This is a genomic window from Arthrobacter sp. Soc17.1.1.1, assembly GCF_036867195.1.
Classification (GTDB): Bacteria; Actinomycetota; Actinomycetes; order Actinomycetales; family Micrococcaceae; genus Arthrobacter_D.
Map to the genome: position 1 here is coordinate 2,722,456 of NZ_JBAJII010000001.1, position 15,438 is coordinate 2,737,893.

General features: G+C 68.3%; 13 protein-coding genes and 1 tRNA gene. 5 read left to right on the forward strand and 9 right to left on the reverse strand.

Translation table 11 applies throughout. The annotated features are described in order from the left end of the window. Window positions 1-3 precede the first annotated feature (3 nt). The 3 genes from V6S67_RS12570 to V6S67_RS12580 form a co-directional block, all read right to left on the reverse strand. Entirely contained in the window at window positions 4-1,032 is a 1,029-nt protein-coding gene (locus V6S67_RS12570; protein ID WP_334210561.1) for an ABC transporter permease, read from the reverse strand. Next, the gene (locus V6S67_RS12575; protein WP_334210562.1) at window positions 1,029-2,570 is read right to left on the reverse strand and encodes an ABC transporter permease; all 1,542 of its coding nucleotides are present in this window, start codon (window positions 2,568-2,570) and stop codon (window positions 1,029-1,031) included. The genes V6S67_RS12570 and V6S67_RS12575 overlap by 4 nt, the downstream gene beginning before the upstream one ends. Window positions 2,571-2,672: 102 nt before the next feature. Further along, the gene (locus tag V6S67_RS12580) at window positions 2,673-4,469 is read right to left on the reverse strand and encodes an ABC transporter family substrate-binding protein (protein ID WP_334210563.1); all 1,797 of its coding nucleotides are present in this window, start codon (window positions 4,467-4,469) and stop codon (window positions 2,673-2,675) included. A gap of 417 nt (window positions 4,470-4,886) precedes the next feature. On the opposite strand from V6S67_RS12580, the gene V6S67_RS12585 reads away from it, so the two are divergent. Next, window positions 4,887-5,201 carry a hypothetical protein gene (locus V6S67_RS12585; RefSeq protein WP_104049504.1) on the forward strand — a complete coding sequence of 105 codons (315 nt, stop codon included), beginning with the start codon at window positions 4,887-4,889 and terminating at the stop codon, window positions 5,199-5,201. A gap of 29 nt (window positions 5,202-5,230) precedes the next feature. Here the strand turns inward: V6S67_RS12585 and V6S67_RS12590 are convergent, their stop codons facing one another. Further along, window positions 5,231-5,812, reverse strand: coding sequence for a dihydrofolate reductase family protein (locus V6S67_RS12590; RefSeq protein ID WP_334210564.1), 582 nt, complete (start codon window positions 5,810-5,812; stop codon window positions 5,231-5,233). A 380-nt stretch (window positions 5,813-6,192) separates the two neighbouring features. Between V6S67_RS12590 and V6S67_RS12595 the strand changes: the two genes are divergently transcribed. Further along, window positions 6,193-7,695 carry an amidase gene (locus V6S67_RS12595; protein WP_334210565.1) on the forward strand — a complete coding sequence of 501 codons (1,503 nt, stop codon included), beginning with the start codon at window positions 6,193-6,195 and terminating at the stop codon, window positions 7,693-7,695. A gap of 247 nt (window positions 7,696-7,942) precedes the next feature. Here the strand turns inward: V6S67_RS12595 and V6S67_RS12600 are convergent, their stop codons facing one another. The 3 genes from V6S67_RS12600 to ychF form a co-directional block, all read right to left on the reverse strand. Beyond that, entirely contained in the window at window positions 7,943-8,602 is a 660-nt protein-coding gene (locus V6S67_RS12600) for a DUF6966 domain-containing protein (RefSeq protein WP_334210566.1), read from the reverse strand. A 133-nt stretch (window positions 8,603-8,735) separates the two neighbouring features. Next, window positions 8,736-8,809, reverse strand: a tRNA-Met gene (locus tag V6S67_RS12605). A 119-nt stretch (window positions 8,810-8,928) separates the two neighbouring features. Next, the gene (gene ychF / locus V6S67_RS12610) at window positions 8,929-10,014 is read right to left on the reverse strand and encodes a redox-regulated ATPase YchF (protein WP_334210567.1); all 1,086 of its coding nucleotides are present in this window, start codon (window positions 10,012-10,014) and stop codon (window positions 8,929-8,931) included. Between the two features lie 84 nt (window positions 10,015-10,098). On the opposite strand from ychF, the gene V6S67_RS12615 reads away from it, so the two are divergent. Beyond that, complete coding sequence (locus tag V6S67_RS12615) at window positions 10,099-11,430, forward strand: DNA recombination protein RmuC (RefSeq protein WP_334210568.1); 1,332 nt, start codon at window positions 10,099-10,101, stop codon at window positions 11,428-11,430. A 175-nt stretch (window positions 11,431-11,605) separates the two neighbouring features. On the opposite strand, the gene V6S67_RS12620 is transcribed toward V6S67_RS12615, so the two are convergent. Together V6S67_RS12620 and V6S67_RS12625 are read right to left on the reverse strand one after the other, a co-directional pair. Beyond that, window positions 11,606-12,703 carry a 4-hydroxy-3-methylbut-2-enyl diphosphate reductase gene (locus tag V6S67_RS12620; protein ID WP_334210569.1) on the reverse strand — a complete coding sequence of 366 codons (1,098 nt, stop codon included), beginning with the start codon at window positions 12,701-12,703 and terminating at the stop codon, window positions 11,606-11,608. A 61-nt stretch (window positions 12,704-12,764) separates the two neighbouring features. After that, entirely contained in the window at window positions 12,765-13,607 is an 843-nt protein-coding gene (locus tag V6S67_RS12625; RefSeq protein ID WP_334210570.1) for a hypothetical protein, read from the reverse strand. A 196-nt stretch (window positions 13,608-13,803) separates the two neighbouring features. Between V6S67_RS12625 and xseA the strand changes: the two genes are divergently transcribed. Continuing rightward, the gene (gene xseA / locus V6S67_RS12630; protein ID WP_334210571.1) at window positions 13,804-15,126 is read left to right on the forward strand and encodes an exodeoxyribonuclease VII large subunit; all 1,323 of its coding nucleotides are present in this window, start codon (window positions 13,804-13,806) and stop codon (window positions 15,124-15,126) included. Then, window positions 15,123-15,359: an exodeoxyribonuclease VII small subunit gene (locus tag V6S67_RS12635; protein WP_334210572.1), complete on the forward strand. Its 237-nt coding sequence runs from the start codon at window positions 15,123-15,125 to the stop codon at window positions 15,357-15,359. Before xseA ends, V6S67_RS12635 begins: the two co-directional genes overlap by 4 nt. Window positions 15,360-15,438: the final 79 nt, after the last annotated feature.

The window sequence follows — 15,438 nt, forward strand, 5'->3', positions numbered from 1 at the left end:
TGCTCACGCCGCGGGCTTCTCTGCGTCCTTCGCCCGGCCGGCATTGAACTTCCGCTGCCGCGGGTCGAAGGCGTCGCGCAGGCCGTCGCCGATGAAGTTGATGCACAGGCAGATGAGCACGATGAACAGGCCCGGGAACCAGAAGAGCCACGGCCGTGTCTGGAAGGCCTCCTGGTTCTGGCTGATGATCAGGCCGAGGGACACGTCGGGAGCCTTCACGCCGAAACCGATGTAGCTCAGCGCCGTCTCGAGCAGGATGGCGGCGGACATGAGCAGCGTGGTGTTGACGATGATGACGCCCACCGCGTTCGGGAGGATGTGCTTGAAGATGATGCGCGTGTTCGAGGCGCCGGCGATCTTCGCGGCGTCCACGAATTCGCGTTCCCGCAGCGTCAGGAACTCGCCGCGGACGAGGCGCGCCAGGCCGGTCCAGAGCACGAGGCCCAGGAAGACCCCGAGCAGCCAGACCTGCGCCCCGCTGCCGACGAAACGGTTGACGGACTCCCCGAGGGTGGCCGCGGCGAGGACCACGGGGATGATGATGATGATGTCGGTGAAACGCATCAGCACCGCCTCGGTCCAGCCGCGGAAGTAGCCGGAGCAGGCCCCGATGACGACGCCGGTCAGGCCGGCGAGCGCTCCGATGATGAACATGATGAGGAGCGAGTTCTGCGCCCCGCGCATGGTCATCGCGAAGTAGTCGCGGCCGATGGAGTCCTGGCCGAACGGATGCTCCCCCCAGCTGAACGGACCCGTGACCGTCGGGGCGCCGTCACCCAGGAGGGGCACGAACTCGGTGTGGCTGTACTTCCACCAGCCGGGGATGCCCGCGAACCCCACGGAGGTGAAGGCGAGGACGAAGATCACGAGGAACACGACGAGGCTGATGATGGCCGCGGTGTTGTCGAAGAACTTCCGGCGGACGATCTGCCCCTGCGACAGCCCGGGCGCCTCGGCCTCGGGTGCGGGCGGCACGGGCGCGGGGACGGCCTCCGCCTGGCCCGGCACATCGGCGGGGGTCTGGGTGCTCATGCTTTCACCCTCACGCGAGGATCGAGGAACGAGTACGCGACGTCGGCCACCAGGTTGAAGACCAGCGCGAGGATGCCTGCCACGAGGAAGAAGCCCATGATCGGGTCGGGGTCGGTGCGCTGCAGGGCCTGGACGAACAGCTGTCCCATCCCGGAGAAGGCGAAGACCTGTTCCGTGATGATGGCTCCGCCGATGAGCGCCCCGATGTCGAAGGCCACGAGGGTGGCGAGCGGGATCAGCGCGTTGCGGAAGGCGTGCCGCATGACCACCGTGCGCTCGCTGAGGCCCTTGGCCCGCGCGGTCCTGATGAAGTCCATGTTCATGATCTCCAGCATCGAGGCCCGGGAGTAGCGGCTGTAGCCGGCGAGCGACGCCAGCAGCAGGGCGATCGTCGGCAGCAGCAGGTGCGTGAACGTGTCGAGGCCGGTGACCCAGAACGTCCCCTCGAGTCCCGGTGTCTCGGCGCCCACCGTCGCGATCGGGCGGCCCCTGACGCGCGGGTTGCTGACGTAGGCGGGCCAGGTGACCAGGAAGCGGTCCACCACGACGAGCAGGCCCATGAGCAGGCCGGTCAGCGCCGCGGCCCGCATGCTCTGGCCGCGGTCGTAGCCGCCCATCGCGTAACCGACGCCGACGCCCACGAGCACGGTCAGGACCGCGAGGGCGAGGATCATCCAGACGGTCGCCGCGTTGAGGATCGGGTTGACGACGTAGTAGGCGACGAGGCCGAGCGCGACCATGATCAGCGACGCGTACAGGGCCCTGCGGTTCCGGAGGCCCGCGGTGAGGAGGACGATCCCGAAGGCGATGCCCACGCCCGTGACGAGGATGACGATCGGCCCGAGCCCGGGGTCGGAGAACCAGTCGACGAGCTGGAGGACGGTCAGGAGCGCCGCGGCGACGGCCGCCCCGATCACGAAGGCGATGGCCCTCCGTCTCCAGGAGGCGCTCGCGAACAGCGCCCAGATGAGTCCGCTCGCGATGGCGACCACGACGATCGTGGACGGCGGTATCCGGGGGTCGGCGAGGAAGTTGTTGAACCCGATGGCCCCGAACTCCTTGAGCAGGACGGCGAGCCAGAAGATCGGGAGCGAGAAGAAGAGGAAGGACATGAAGGTCACGCCGTAGTCCAGGCCGCTGTACTGGCGGAGCGCCGTGATGATGCCCAGGGAGATACCGATGATGATGGCGAGCACGGTGGCCGTGGTGACGAGGGTGATCGTGTTGCCCATGGCGCGGACCAGGGACGTGGTGACCGCTTCACCCTGGATGCTCGCGCCGAGGTCGCAGGTCGCGGCGAAGGGCACGAGGCACTTGGCGGCACCCGCGAGCCACCCGAAGTACCGCAGCGGTGCAGGGGTGTTGAGATCGAGCAGCTCCGTGCGGGCCTGGATCAGCTGCTCCCGGTTCGGCGCGTTGCTGGCCCTCAGGTCCTCGAGCGGGTCGCCCGAGAGGGCCGTGAGCTGGTAGACCACGTAGGACGCACCGAAGAGGATGAGCACGGCCGTCACCAGACGGCGGACGATGTAGGTCACCATGGGTCTTCCAGCCTCGCTGTCGATTCCGGGGGGAGGAAGGCGCCGGGACAGTGCCCGGCGCCTTCCTCCTGACGTGCCTGGTGCGCGCTTGGTCTGCTGGACCTACTGCGCGATCTGCCAGTCCCAGAAGTTCCACCAGACGCCGGTCTGGTTCGGCATGTAGACGAGGCCCGACACGTTGTCGCTGTAGGCGTCGACGCCCGGCACCTGGAAGAGGGGCAGCCCGTACTTGGAGTCCCAGATCAGCTTGTCGATCTCGATCTGCAGCTCGTCCTGGCGGTCCGGATCGGTGGTCACGATCAGTTCGTCCATGAGCGCGTCCGCCTCCGGGCTCGAGAACCCGTTGAAGTTGGACCCGTTGCCGGTCTTGAAGATCTGCGGCACGCCGGAGACGCCGACACCCGAGTTGATCCAGCCGAAGATCGAGGCGTCGTAGGTGCCGTTGCCCAGGGCTGCGCCCCAGTCGGAGGCACCGAGGCCGCCGTCGACCACCTTGAAGCCCGCCTTCGCCGCGGATTCGGCAATGAGGGTGTAGGAGTTCAGGCGGTTCGGGTTGTCACGGTTGTACATGATGCGGACCTCCGGGGTGGCTCCGGCGAGCAGCTCCTTGGCGCCCGCGATGTCCACCTCCGCGTAGGCATCCGACCCGTTGTTCCCGGCGGACTCCTCGTACGGTGCCTGGTCGGTCAGGAAGAGCTGCGAGTCGAGGGGCTCGGCGTCGGGGTTCAGCTTCTTGATGATGGTGTCGACCAGCTGCTGGCGCGGGACGGTCTTCATGAAGGCCTCGCGCACGCTCTCCTCGGCGAAGACGCCGCTGAAGTTGAGATCGAGGTGGTCGTAGGAGAGCTCGTTGCCGCGATTGATCGAGACGCCTTCGATGCCCTCGAGCTGCTCGACCGTGTCGGCGGAGGCCTGTGGCGCGATGATGTCCGCCTCCCCGTTCTGCAGTGCCTGCACCTGGGCCGGAGCCTCACCGATGTAGCGGACCGTGATCTCGTCGACCTTCGGCATCGGCCCCCAGTCGTAGTCGGGGTTGCGGGTCAGCGTCATGGACTGGTCGGGAGTCATGGCCGAGGCGATGAAGGGGCCGTTGGAGAGGAAGAGCGTGGGATCGTCCGGGAGGGACTTGGTGTCGAAGCCGGTGTTCCAGAAGTCGGCGACCGCCTGGAGCTCAGGGCGTTCGGTCGGGCTCTCGGGATCACCCTTCGGCTCGGTGCTGATGAGTTCGATCAGGGCGTCCTCGTCGGCGAGTCCGCCCTTCTCGGCGAGCACGTGCGCGGGGGTGGAGATCCCGGCATCGGTCATGAGACCGAAGGCCACCTGGTAGTCGGCAAAGGGCTCGGAGTAGTCGAGCGTGAGGGAGCGGCCGTCCTCGCCGATCTCCGGGAGTGCGGTGAGTGCGAGGCCGCCGGTGTCGCCGGCGTAGTCGAAGTAGGTGGTCCCGGACACGACCTCCCCCGACTCGTCGGTGACGGCGTCGTTGAAGTAGCCGGAGCCGATGGCCCAGTGCAGGAGGAGGTCTCCGCCGTCGACCGGCTCGCCGTCCGACCAGGTGACACCCTCGTTCACCGTGTACTTGACGCTCAGCGGATCCTCGGAGAGGACCTCCATGGTGCCGAAGTCCTCGTTCTCGACGACCTCGAGGTCGCTGTTGATGTAGACGAAGCCGGAGTGGGTCGCGTAGGCGATCCTGCCGTTGATATCCACATTGCCCTCGGAGCTGTTCGAGTTGAACGAGCTGAACCCGTTGACCTCGGCGATGCGGATGTTCCCGCCCGTCGCCTCGCCCTCGGCGGTCTCCTCCGGTGTCTCGGTCCCCGTGTTGGCAGCGCAGGCACTCAACACGAGTGCTGCTGCGGCAGCCACACCCACAGCCCTGGAAGTACGTCCGAAACGCATGCAGCCTCCTCTTTCGTAGCGTGGCTCCGGCCCTACGCGGTGTTGCGGGTCAGCCGACACGCGCCACGCAAAGGTGACGCAACTCACGTGAGCAGAAGCCTAGGGGCTCATTGTTGCGGGCAGGTATCGGCGGAGGAACCGATCGCGCGTTGTTATCGAGCTGCAATCAAAGTGGGCGCGACGGTCGACCCGTGGCGTGTTCCCGGCGGGTGGGCTGCCTCGGCGGGCGGCTGGACCCACAGCACACTCCCCCGCCTGCACCGGTGACTCGGCTCGGAGACGGCGGGCGGTTCGCGCAGGTGCTTGATCGGGCGCTCCGGGCGGTGATTTGCTTGAGCGAACCCGAGCGGCCGGACGACGACCGCGCGGATAGCGTGCCGGACGGGCGCGCTCCGAGGCAGACAGGTGTGATGCGGGATGGCCTGGCTTTTCGTCGACAAGCACGCGGCGGTCTGGGACGACGACGCCGACGTCCAGGCCGCCATCGGGGCGCTCAAGGTGCGCCTCGATCAGCACGCCGAGGTCCATCTGTCGATCCAGAGCAAAGGGCTCAAGGGTCCGGTCTTCGTCATCACCAAGGACACCGTGCTGAGCTCTCCCGAGCTGAGCAACCGCTTCAACGCGGACCTGTTCTCGGAGCTCACCACGCCGACGGCCCGGAACAGCCCGACGATCCACTGGTTCTCGGACGGGCGCGGCTTCGTGTCGGAGACCAACAGCCGGATGTGGTGACCGGTCCGCCGGGGCAGCGCCCGAGGACGCTATCCGCTTCCTGTCCGGACGCCGTACACCAGCTCGACCAGGCCCTGGTCGTACGTCGTCGCGCTGTGGAGGCTCAGCATGCTCGGGTCCTGCCCGGGAGGGAAGATGCCCCGGCCCGTGCCCAGGGCGATCGGCATCACCACGAGCCGCACCGAGTCGACGACGCCCGCCGCCAGGAACTCCACTACCAGGGTGAGGCTTCCCCAGACGACGATGTCGCCGCCGGTCCCGGCCTTGATCCGTCGGATCGCGTCGACGGGCTCACTTGATTCGATCACCGCCTCCTCCATGTCCCCCCAGGGGGCCTCCGTCAGGTGGCGGGAGAAGACGACGCGGTGGAGCGAGTTCAGGGCCGGCGTGATGATCTCGTCCTTGGAGGCCGGTGTGGGCCAGTACTCGACGAACATGCGGTAGGTGTTCGCCCCGAGGACCATCGTGTCGACCGTCTCCAGCCACGTCAGCTGGCTGCTGTCGAATTCCGCGGTGCCCCCGTCGAGGGATTCATGGAAGGTGAACTCGTTGTCGGCGTCGGACGCGAAACCGTCGGCACTGACGAATTCCTGAACGATCAGTTGCCCCATGAGCTGCTCCTCGCTCCCTTGTCGTCGAGGACTCTACGCGGGGGCGTCCTCCCCATCAACACCTCGGGAATACTCGGTCCCGGACGTCGGAGCTGTACTCCACGACGTCCCCGTGAAGAGAGGTCACCGGTAGTCGCGACGGTCCTCATCCGGCGGCGTCATCGGCCGGGACGTCTGTCCTGTGGGTCATGAATTTCGGCGGTGGGAGGGCCAGCCCTTGCGTACCCGTCAGAACGCACCGTTCCAGACCCCCACCCGGTCCCGGCAGGGCTGCCGTCCGGCGGGGACGTCGGATAGCCCGCACTGAGGGTTGACCTCTGTTCCTGCTAGTCCTAGCGTCAGGGCACAGGACCACCTGACCTCTCATGGGAGAACCCGGCATGGATCTCAACGGAACGTCGCTCGAAAATGCTGACATCGCAGGAATCCAAGCCGCACTCTTCACGGGTCGCGTCACCGTTCGTCAGTTGGTCGACGCTTATCTCGAGCGGATCGAGGCCTTCGATCAAGCCGGCCCTGAACTGAACGCGGTCGTCACGATCAATCAGGCCGCCAGGGCACAAGCTGATGCGTTGGATGATACGTACCGGCAAACGGGACAACCGGTCGGGCCTCTGCATGGCATCCCCATGGTCATCAAGGACTGCCTGGAAACGGCTGACATGCCGACCTCGTTCGGATCGGAGATCTTCGCTGACTACCGGGCCGAGAAAGATGCAACAGCGGTTGCCAGACTGCGCGCTGCGGGGGCTGTCATTCTCGCGAAAACGACACTTCCCGACTGGGCCACTTCATGGTTCAGCTACTCCTCCCATACCGGCGTGACGAAGAACCCCTACGACCTCGACCGCGATCCGGGAGGATCGAGCAGCGGAACAGGCGCTGCCATCGCGGCAGGTTACGCGACAGTGGGGCTCGGCACCGACTGTGGAGGATCAGTGCGGCTACCCGCCTCGTTCTGCAACCTGGTCGGGGTTCGCTCCACCCCCGGTTTGATCAGTCGAACCGGATGCAACCCTCTGGTCAGCGCCCAGGACACCATCGGGCCGATGGCCCGATCCGTGGAAGACGCCGCCCGCGTATTCACCGTGATGGCCGGCTTCGATCAAAGCGACCCACTGACCTACGCCTACTCCGTTGCACGCGCTCCAGCGTCGTACGTGGACGGCCTGGTACCCAACGCCCTCCACGGCCGACGTGTCGGAGTGCTGCGCAGCGCATTCGGTGCTGACGCTGACCCTAACTCTGCCCCCGTCAATCAGGTGATGGCCAGCGCCCTTGACGAGCTGAGGGCAGGCGGTGCCACTCTCGTCGATGTCACCATCGATGACCTGCCCGGGTGGATCAGCCGCACGTCCCTCTACACGATCAAGTCGAAGCACGACATCAATAGCTGGCTCTCAGCCAAATCCGACCCGCCAGCCCACACCGTCGCCGAGATCATCGAGTCCGGTCGGTACCACAAGAAACTCGACCTCCTCGAGGCGCTGGCAGCCGGACCGGATGACCCACTGAACGACGTGGACTACTACACCGCCTACACGGCGCGCGAAGCGTTCATGAAGACAGTCGTCAATCTCATGGAGGCGGACAACCTCGACACCCTGGTCTACCCAACCTGTCAGGTCGCCCCACCGACCCATGAGGACACTGATTCAGGACTGTGGAACACCCTGAACTTCCCCACGAACACCGTCATAGGTTCGCAAACCTGGATGCCCTCCATGACGGTACCGGCCGGCCTGACCGACTCCGGCCTGCCCATCGGAATGGAGATACTGGCACGGCCCTACGACGAGCCGACCATGTTCGCCGTCGGATACGGCTTCGAACAGGTCATCGGGCACCGGACTCACCCCCACAGCACACCAGTGAGCTCCTGACCGGCGCCCAGTAGTCAGGATGAGGGCCGCGCAGCAGGATGGCAGCAAGAAATTCGAACGGTCGGGGTGCAAAGCGTGCGCGATCACTGACGCCGGGGCGAAGAACGACTCAGGCAGACTCAGCGGCGCCCGGTTCGACTTGCGTCCTGACAGCAGATCGCCCAGTGCCCTCGGGGCCATCCGCTTCCCACCGGAACCTTCGACCGAGCGCCGGAGCTGTCCGCCCTGCCTCCACGCTCCATGCCGGTCAGGAGTTGCCGCGCAGGAACCAGGATCGGCCTCGTCGCAGTGCTACGCGCAGATGGTCGACGGCCTGCCCTGCGGCCTCGTAGCCCACGTCGCTGAAGGAGCCCATCCCACCGCGGTACAGCGTGAGCGCCTGAGCTGATGCTTCGCGGAGTGCGCGTCGATCCGTGACGCCGGCGAACAGCCCATCGAGCCAGTCGGCCGCGTCGGCCCGCTGCTCATCCTGGCCCAACAGGGCCGCTGCGCGGACCTCGGCGATAGCGGCGACGATTTTGTCGCGGGTGGCCTGGACGGTGCGAGGCGTGCGGCCCGTGGGCGCAGTCCCCGAATCCTTGGCAGAGGGCAGGTCACTGGCGACAGGTTCGGCACCCAGGGTTCGACCCCGCTGCAGCGCGACATACAGTTCACCCACGACATGCGCTGAAGCAGAGCTTCCGACGTCCTGGAACGAACCCATTCCGCCGCGGTACAGGCTGAGACCGTCCGCCGCAGCCTCATGAAGGCTGTGCTCGTCCGTCACGCCGGCAAACTGTTCGTCCAGCCAGTCCGCAATGTGGGCCCGGGCCTCGTCGTGCTCCGACCGGGCGACCGTGCGGAGCTCGGCGGTGGCCGCGATGATCTCGTCCCGGACGGTCTCGACGGTGCGCTGCGAGCTGGTCATGCGGCCATCCTAGGGCGGTGCGCCCGCGGTCGGCATGGGTGAGGGGCCCGAGCGCTCACCGTGTGTCACTGTGAATCCGGCCTGATGCAGATCGGGCACCTACTCACCATGATGGTGAGTAGGTGCCCTGTTGTTGCGGGGACAGGATTTGAACCTGTGACCTCTGGGTTATGAGCCCAGCGAGCTACCGAACTGCTCCACCCCGCGGCGCATGATCGAGCTTACGCACTCCACGAGGAAGACACCAATCAAGGCCGCCCCGCGGCACGGGCATCAGCCCTACACGTGTCGCAAGGGCGGCAATTCCAGTGGTCCAGCCGGAGGATCTATACGTTGAAGCGGAACTCCACCACGTCGCCGTCGGACATGACGTATTCCTTGCCCTCGATGCGGACCTTGCCGCGGGACTTCGCCTCGCTCATCGAGCCGGCGTCGATGAGGTCGTCGAACGAGACCACCTCGGCCTTGATGAAGCCGCGCTGGAAGTCCGAGTGGATGACGCCTGCGGCCTCGGGCGCCGTCGCACCCTTCTTGATCGTCCACGCACGGGTCTCCTTGGGACCCGCCGTGAGGTAGGTCTGTAGGCCCAGGGTGTGGAACCCGACGCGCGCCAGCTGGTCGAGGCCGGACTCCTCCTGGCCGTTCATCTCGAGCATCTCGCGCGCCTCGGCCTCGTCGAGTTCCACGAGGTCGGCTTCGAGCTTGGCGTCGAGGAAGATCGCATCGGCAGGGGCCACGAGCCGGCGCAGCTCCTCCTGGCGCTCGGCGCTGCCGAGGACGGCGTCGTCGACGTTGAAGACGTAGATGAACGGCTTGGCGGTGAGCAGGCTGAGCTCGCGGAGGTGCTCCATCTCGAGCTTGTCGCTGGCGACCGACGAGAAGATGGTGTCGCCGCGTTCGAGGACGGACTGTGCGGCCTGCATGGCGGTGAGCTGCGCGGCCTCGCGCTTCTTGATCTTCACTTCCTTCTCGACGCGCGGGATGGCCTTCTCGAGCGTCTGCAGGTCGGCGAGGATCAGTTCGGTATTGATGGTCTCCATGTCGGAGCGCGGGTCCACCTTGCCGTCGACGTGGATGACGTCGGGGTCGTCGAACACCCGGATGACCTGGGCGATCGCCTCGGCCTCGCGGATGTTGGCGAGGAACTGGTTGCCGAGGCCCTCCCCCTCCGACGCACCCTTGACGATGCCTGCGATGTCCACGAAGGAGACGGTCGCCGGCAGGACCTGCTTCGACCCGAAGACCTCGGCAAGGCTCGCGAGGCGGGGATCGGGCAGGCTGACCACGCCGACGTTCGGCTCGATGGTCGCGAACGGGTAGTTCGCCGCCAGGACGTTGTTGCGCGTCAGCGCGTTGAAGAGTGTTGATTTGCCGACGTTGGGCAGTCCGACGATGCCGATAGTAAGAGCCACGGGAGACAAGTCTACCGGGCGCCGGCCCGCCGCCCGGCGGTGTCGGCGCGCCTGATTGTCGGAGGTTCCTGCGACAGTGTGGGCATGAGTACAACCGCCGTCCTCCTCGTCCTCCTCGCCTTCCTCATCGGCTGCGCCGTCGGCGCATTCCTGGTGTACCGCGCCCTACGGCTGCGCGACGACGAGCTGCGCAGTGAGCTCGACGACGCCACGGCCCGCCTGGGGAGCACGACGACGGAACTCGCGGCCGCCGCCGCGCAGCGCGATCTCCTGCAGCAGCACAACCGCGAGCTGACGGGCAAGACGTCCACGGACAACGACGTGCTGCGGGCGCTGGCGCCGGTGGCGGAGAAGCTGACGCAGGTCCAGCGGCAGGTGGGCCTGCTCGAGCGCGACCGGGTGGAGCAGTACGGGCAGCTCGCGCGGCAGCTCGAGGAGTCCCGCGAGGCGGATGCCCTGCTGCTGTCGACCACCTCCTCCCTGGCCGGAGCCCTCCGCAGCAACAGTGCGCGCGGGCAGTGGGGTGAGGTGCAGCTGCGCCGCGTCGTGGAGGCGGCGGGCATGCTGTCGCGCGTCGACTTCCTCGAGCAGGTGTCCTTCACGGCCGGCGACGGCGAGCGGGCACGGCCCGACATGGTGGTCCAGCTCCCCGGGGACAAGCAGCTCGTGATCGACGCCAAGGTACCGCTGAGCGCCTTCCTCGCGGCGCAGGAACTGGCGGGCGCATCGGACGAGCGCGGCGACGCCGATGCCGGCGCGCGCCGCGGCGACCTGCTGAAGCAGCACTCGAAGGCGCTCCGGGCGCACGTGGACGCCCTCGCCCGCAAGAAGTACTGGGAGGGTGCGACCAACTCCCCCGAACTCGTCATCTGCTTCATCCCGGTCGAATCCGTGCTCGCCGAGGCGCTGCGGGCCGACCCCGAACTGCTCGACTACGCCTTCTCGCGCAATGTCGCCCTCGCCTCGCCGGTGTCGCTCCTCGGCATCCTCAAGGGCGCCGCGTTCAGTTGGCGGCAGGCAGTCCTCACCGACAACGCCCGCGAGCTGTTCGACCTGTCCAAGCAGCTGTACGAGCGCCTCGGCACGATGGGCGGGCACGTGACCCGCCTCGGGACGTCCCTGAAGACGTCGGTGGAGCGCTACAACTCCTTCGTCGGAGCCCTCGAAACGAGGGTGCTCCCCACGGCCCGGCGCATCGGCGCCTTCGACTCGGCGTCCCTCGACGCCGTCGAGGCCGCCGTGGACAGCGCGGCCGGGAACTCCGAAGCCGCAGGAGGTGCCGACGTGAGCCTTCTCGGCACGGCCCGCGCGCACCGCGCAGGCAGCACCGGGTCGTCCGACCGGGCTGCGGCGACCATCGACGCCACGCCGCGATCCCTGACCGCCCATGAACTCCTCGAGGAGTCGGCCGGCTGACCGGAGGAATCGGCCGGTCGGCTGAAGGAGCGGGCCGACGATCGGGAGCGCCCCGGCAGCCCGTGCTCCGGTCGGGAGGCACTGCCCGGAACGACGACGGCGGCCCCTCTCGAGGAGGGGCCGCCGTCGTCGCGGGGTCCATGGACGCGCTGCCGCGTCGCGTCACTCCGGACGGTCAGTTGAGATTCGAGCGGTCCTGCCGCGGGCCCCGACCGCCGACGGTGGGGGTGGAGTCACCCATGGCCTTCAGTGCGGCGCGGATCTCCTTGGGCAGGGAGAAGATGATGTCCTCCTGCGCCGTCACCACTTCCTCCACCTCGCCGTACCCGTAGTCGGCGAGGAGCCGGAGCACGTCCTGGACGAGGTTCTCCGGGACGGAGGCTCCGGAGGAGATGCCGACCGTGGCGACGCCCTCGAACCACGACTCGTCCACCTCGTTGGCGAAGTCGACGCGGTGCGCGGCCTTCGCGCCGTACTCGAGCGCGACCTCCACCAGGCGGACCGAGTTCGAGGAGTTGGCGGAGCCCACCACGATGACGAGGTCGGAGCCGGGTGCGATCTTCTTGATCGCCGCCTGCCGGTTGGACGTGGCGTAGCAGATGTCGTCGCTGGGCGGGTCCTGCAGCGTGGGGAAGCGTTCCTTGAGCAGGTTCACGGTCAGCATCGTCTCGTCGACGCTGAGGGTGGTCTGGGAGAGCCAGATGAGCCGCTCGGGGTCTCGCACCTGCACCTTGTCGACGTCCTCGGGGCCGTTGACGATCTGGATGTGGTCGGGCGCCTCCCCGGCGGTGCCCTCCACCTCCTCATGGCCCTCGTGGCCGATCAGGAGGATGTCGAAGTCGTCCCGGGCGAAGCGCTGGGCCTCCTTGTGCACCTTCGTGACGAGGGGGCAGGTGGCGTCGATGGTGCGCAGTCCGCGGTCCTCGGCGGACTGCACGACGGCGGGCGACACGCCGTGCGCGGAGAAGACGACGAGCGCGCCCTCGGGAACCTCGTCGGTCTCGTCGACGAAGACGGCGCCCTTCGCCTCGAGCGTCGACACGACGTGCAGGTTGTGGACGATCTGCTTGCGCACGTACACGGGCGGGCCATAGTGCTCGAGCGCCTTCTCGACGGCGATGACCGCGCGGTCCACGCCGGCGCAGTAGCCGCGAGGGGCTGCGAGCAGTACCTTCTTCGCCCCGGCCACCGGCGCGGCGGCGAGCACGTCCTCGGGTGAGCGACGCCTGCGCGGGATGGTGGGCATGGGGACCTGAACGGTGGTACTGGTCATGGTCCGATTCTACCGGCTCGCCCTCCCGCCTCCGGCTGTTCGGGTGCCGCTCCGCTGTGAGCTAAGCCCTACGGCGTCGCCCGAGGAGGAGTCGGCCGACGATGCCGAGGACGAGTGCGATCGTGCCCGCGACGATCACGGGCATGCTCGACCCCGCGATGTCCGCTCCCGCCCGCCCTGCAAGACCCCCGATGAAGACGTCCGCGATCGCCGTGGTCCCCGGCACCCTGGCCGCCACGGCCGGCACCCAGTCCCCCGCCAGCAACCCGAGCGCGCCGATCCCGACGAGGCCGAGCCCGAGGAGCGCGAGCGTGGTGCCACGCCGTCGGGCGACCGCGACGGCCAGCAGGCCCAGGACCGCCGCGCCCGCGAGGTACAGCCGCCACCCCTGGACGGCGTCGGCGACGGCGCTGAGCATCCCGCCGCGTTCGAGGGACCCGACGTCGATCGTCGTGTCGTCCGGGACGGGTACGTCCAGGCCCAGCCGGCCTCCGACGTCCTCGGCGAGGAGCTCCGCCACCGGCCGGAGGTCGAGGGTCAGGACCGCGGGCGCGGTCTCCCCGGGGCCGGGCGCCTCGGCGAAGGTGAAGGCGTGGGACAGGCGCAGGGTCTCCGTCCAGGCCGCCGGGTAGCCGGCCGCCCCGGTGACGGCACCGGCGGCGTCGAGGACGACCGGTCCGACGAAGGACTGCAGCTGCTCGGGCAGCCCGCTGGTCGTCGTGACCTCCCGGGCGAGCGACTCCGCGAGCGCCGCCTGGAAGTCGGGGTCGCTCCCCAGGGGGGCGGCGAGTGCGACGAACCCGGATTCCTCGACGAGGTTCTCGTCGATCCAGGCGGATGCCAGGCCTCCGGCGGCGACGGCGAGGGCGAGGAGGGCCAGGACGGCAGAGACGAGGGTCCGCATGGAATCCTTAGGTGGTGGTCGAATGCATGATTATGCCGGTTCGGCCGTTCCCGGACACAGTGCCCCGCAGCACGGCCGGCCGTGCTGCACATAGTGGCCCGCCGGGACGCGGTGTGGGTCGGGGATGGTAGAGATGGACAGTGCACTTTCGAGGAGCGGGAACGGGAGCACAGAGCTCCCCGAGGACAGGACACCCATGACGAGCGAGGGAACGCGGACGCAGGCCGCGGACGCCACCGGCCCTGCCCGGCAGGCGACGACCATCCCCGCGACAGCGGCGGAGACCTCCCCCGATGCGCCGTGGCCGCTGCACCTGCTGTCCGAGAAGCTCAAGGCGCACATCGAGCGCGCCCCCGCCGCGTGGGTCGAAGGGCAGGTCATCGAGCTGAACCGGCGCGCGAGCATGTGCTACATCACCCTGCGTGACGTCGACTCGGAGGTCTCGCTCTCGCTGTCGGTCTACGGCTCGGTGATGGAGCGGGTGTCCGGCCCCCTGGACCGCGGGTCGCGGGTCGTCGCCCGCCTCAAGCCGGATTTCTGGGTCAAGACGGGACGACTGTCGATGCAGACCATCGACATCCGGCCCGTGGGTATCGGGGACCTCCTCGCGCGGATCGAACGCCTGCGGCAGGCACTGGCAGCCGAAGGACTGTTCGCGGCGTCCCGCAAGAAGCCGCTGCCGTTGCTCCCCCACCGGATCGGGCTCATCACCGGCCGGGATTCCGACGCCATGAAGGACGTGATGCGGAACGCGGCGCTGCGCTGGCCCGCCGTGGAGTTCGAGGTGCGCGAGGTGGCCGTCCAGGGCGTGAGCAGCGTCGCCCAGGTCTCCGCGGCCCTCGCCGCACTCGACGCCGATCCGCGGGTCGACGTCATCATCATCGCGCGCGGAGGCGGGGCGCTGGAGGACCTCCTGCCCTTCAGCGACGAATCACTCGTGCGGGCCGTCGGACGGGTGACGACGCCCGTGGTCAGCGCCATCGGGCACGAGGCGGACCGTCCCCTGCTCGACGAGGTGGCCGATCTGCGGGCCTCGACGCCCACGGACGCGGCGAAGCGCGTGGTCCCGGACGTCTCCGAGGAGCTCGCGCGGATCCGGCAGGCTCGGGCCGCGCTCGAGCGCTCGATCCGGGTCCTCGTGCACCGCGAGAGCGAGAGCCTGGCCAACCTGCGCTCCCGTCCGTCGCTCGCGAAGCCGGAGGGGATGATCGATGTACGCGAGGCGGACGTCGAGCGCCTCCGCTCCCGTGCACTGCGTTCGGTTTCCGCCCTGGTGGAGCGCGACGCCGACACGGTCCACCACCTGCGGGAGCGCGTGCGGTCACTGTCCCCGCAGAAGACCCTCGACCGCGGCTACGCCGTCGTCCAGCGCTCCGACGGGCACGTGGTCCGGGAGCCCGACGACATCGGCACCGGTGACGAACTGAGGATCCGGGTCGCCGGAGGGCAGTTCGCGGCCACCGTCCAGACAGAACCAGGCACGGCCACGGGCCGCGAGAACAGGAAGAAGCCGGAATGACGGACAAGACCACCGAGGCAGCCCAGCACTCCGAGATCGAGGCGCTGTCCTACGAGCGCGCCCGGGAGGAACTCGTCGCCGTCGTGTCACGGCTCGAGGCCGGAGGCGTGAGCCTCGAGGAATCGCTCGCACTGTGGGAGCGCGGTGAGGCCCTGGCGGACCGCTGCGAGGCGTGGCTCGAGGGCGCGAAGGCCAGGCTGGCGGCGGCGCGGGATAAGGCCGAGGGCCAGTAGCGGAACCGCCGCGAGGCGTTCTCCACGCCCGGCCCGTCCGGCCCGTCCGGAGGAACCCGGCGGGCCGCAGGCCGCAGGT

Coding starts and splice junctions, on each gene's coding strand:
- V6S67_RS12570 (WP_334210561.1), bottom strand. CDS start 1,032: ATGAGCACCCAGACCCCCGCCGATGTGCCGGGCCAGGCGGAGGCCGTC.
- V6S67_RS12575 (WP_334210562.1), bottom strand. CDS start 2,570: ATGGTGACCTACATCGTCCGCCGTCTGGTGACGGCCGTGCTCATCCTC.
- V6S67_RS12580 (WP_334210563.1), bottom strand. CDS start 4,469: ATGCGTTTCGGACGTACTTCCAGGGCTGTGGGTGTGGCTGCCGCAGCA.
- V6S67_RS12585 (WP_104049504.1), top strand. CDS start 4,887: ATGGCCTGGCTTTTCGTCGACAAGCACGCGGCGGTCTGGGACGACGAC.
- V6S67_RS12590 (WP_334210564.1), bottom strand. CDS start 5,812: ATGGGGCAACTGATCGTTCAGGAATTCGTCAGTGCCGACGGTTTCGCG.
- V6S67_RS12595 (WP_334210565.1), top strand. CDS start 6,193: ATGGATCTCAACGGAACGTCGCTCGAAAATGCTGACATCGCAGGAATC.
- V6S67_RS12600 (WP_334210566.1), bottom strand. CDS start 8,602: ATGACCAGCTCGCAGCGCACCGTCGAGACCGTCCGGGACGAGATCATC.
- V6S67_RS12615 (WP_334210568.1), top strand. CDS start 10,099: ATGAGTACAACCGCCGTCCTCCTCGTCCTCCTCGCCTTCCTCATCGGC.
- V6S67_RS12620 (WP_334210569.1), bottom strand. CDS start 12,703: ATGACCAGTACCACCGTTCAGGTCCCCATGCCCACCATCCCGCGCAGG.
- V6S67_RS12625 (WP_334210570.1), bottom strand. CDS start 13,607: ATGCGGACCCTCGTCTCTGCCGTCCTGGCCCTCCTCGCCCTCGCCGTC.
- xseA (WP_334210571.1), top strand. CDS start 13,804: ATGACGAGCGAGGGAACGCGGACGCAGGCCGCGGACGCCACCGGCCCT.
- V6S67_RS12635 (WP_334210572.1), top strand. CDS start 15,123: ATGACGGACAAGACCACCGAGGCAGCCCAGCACTCCGAGATCGAGGCG.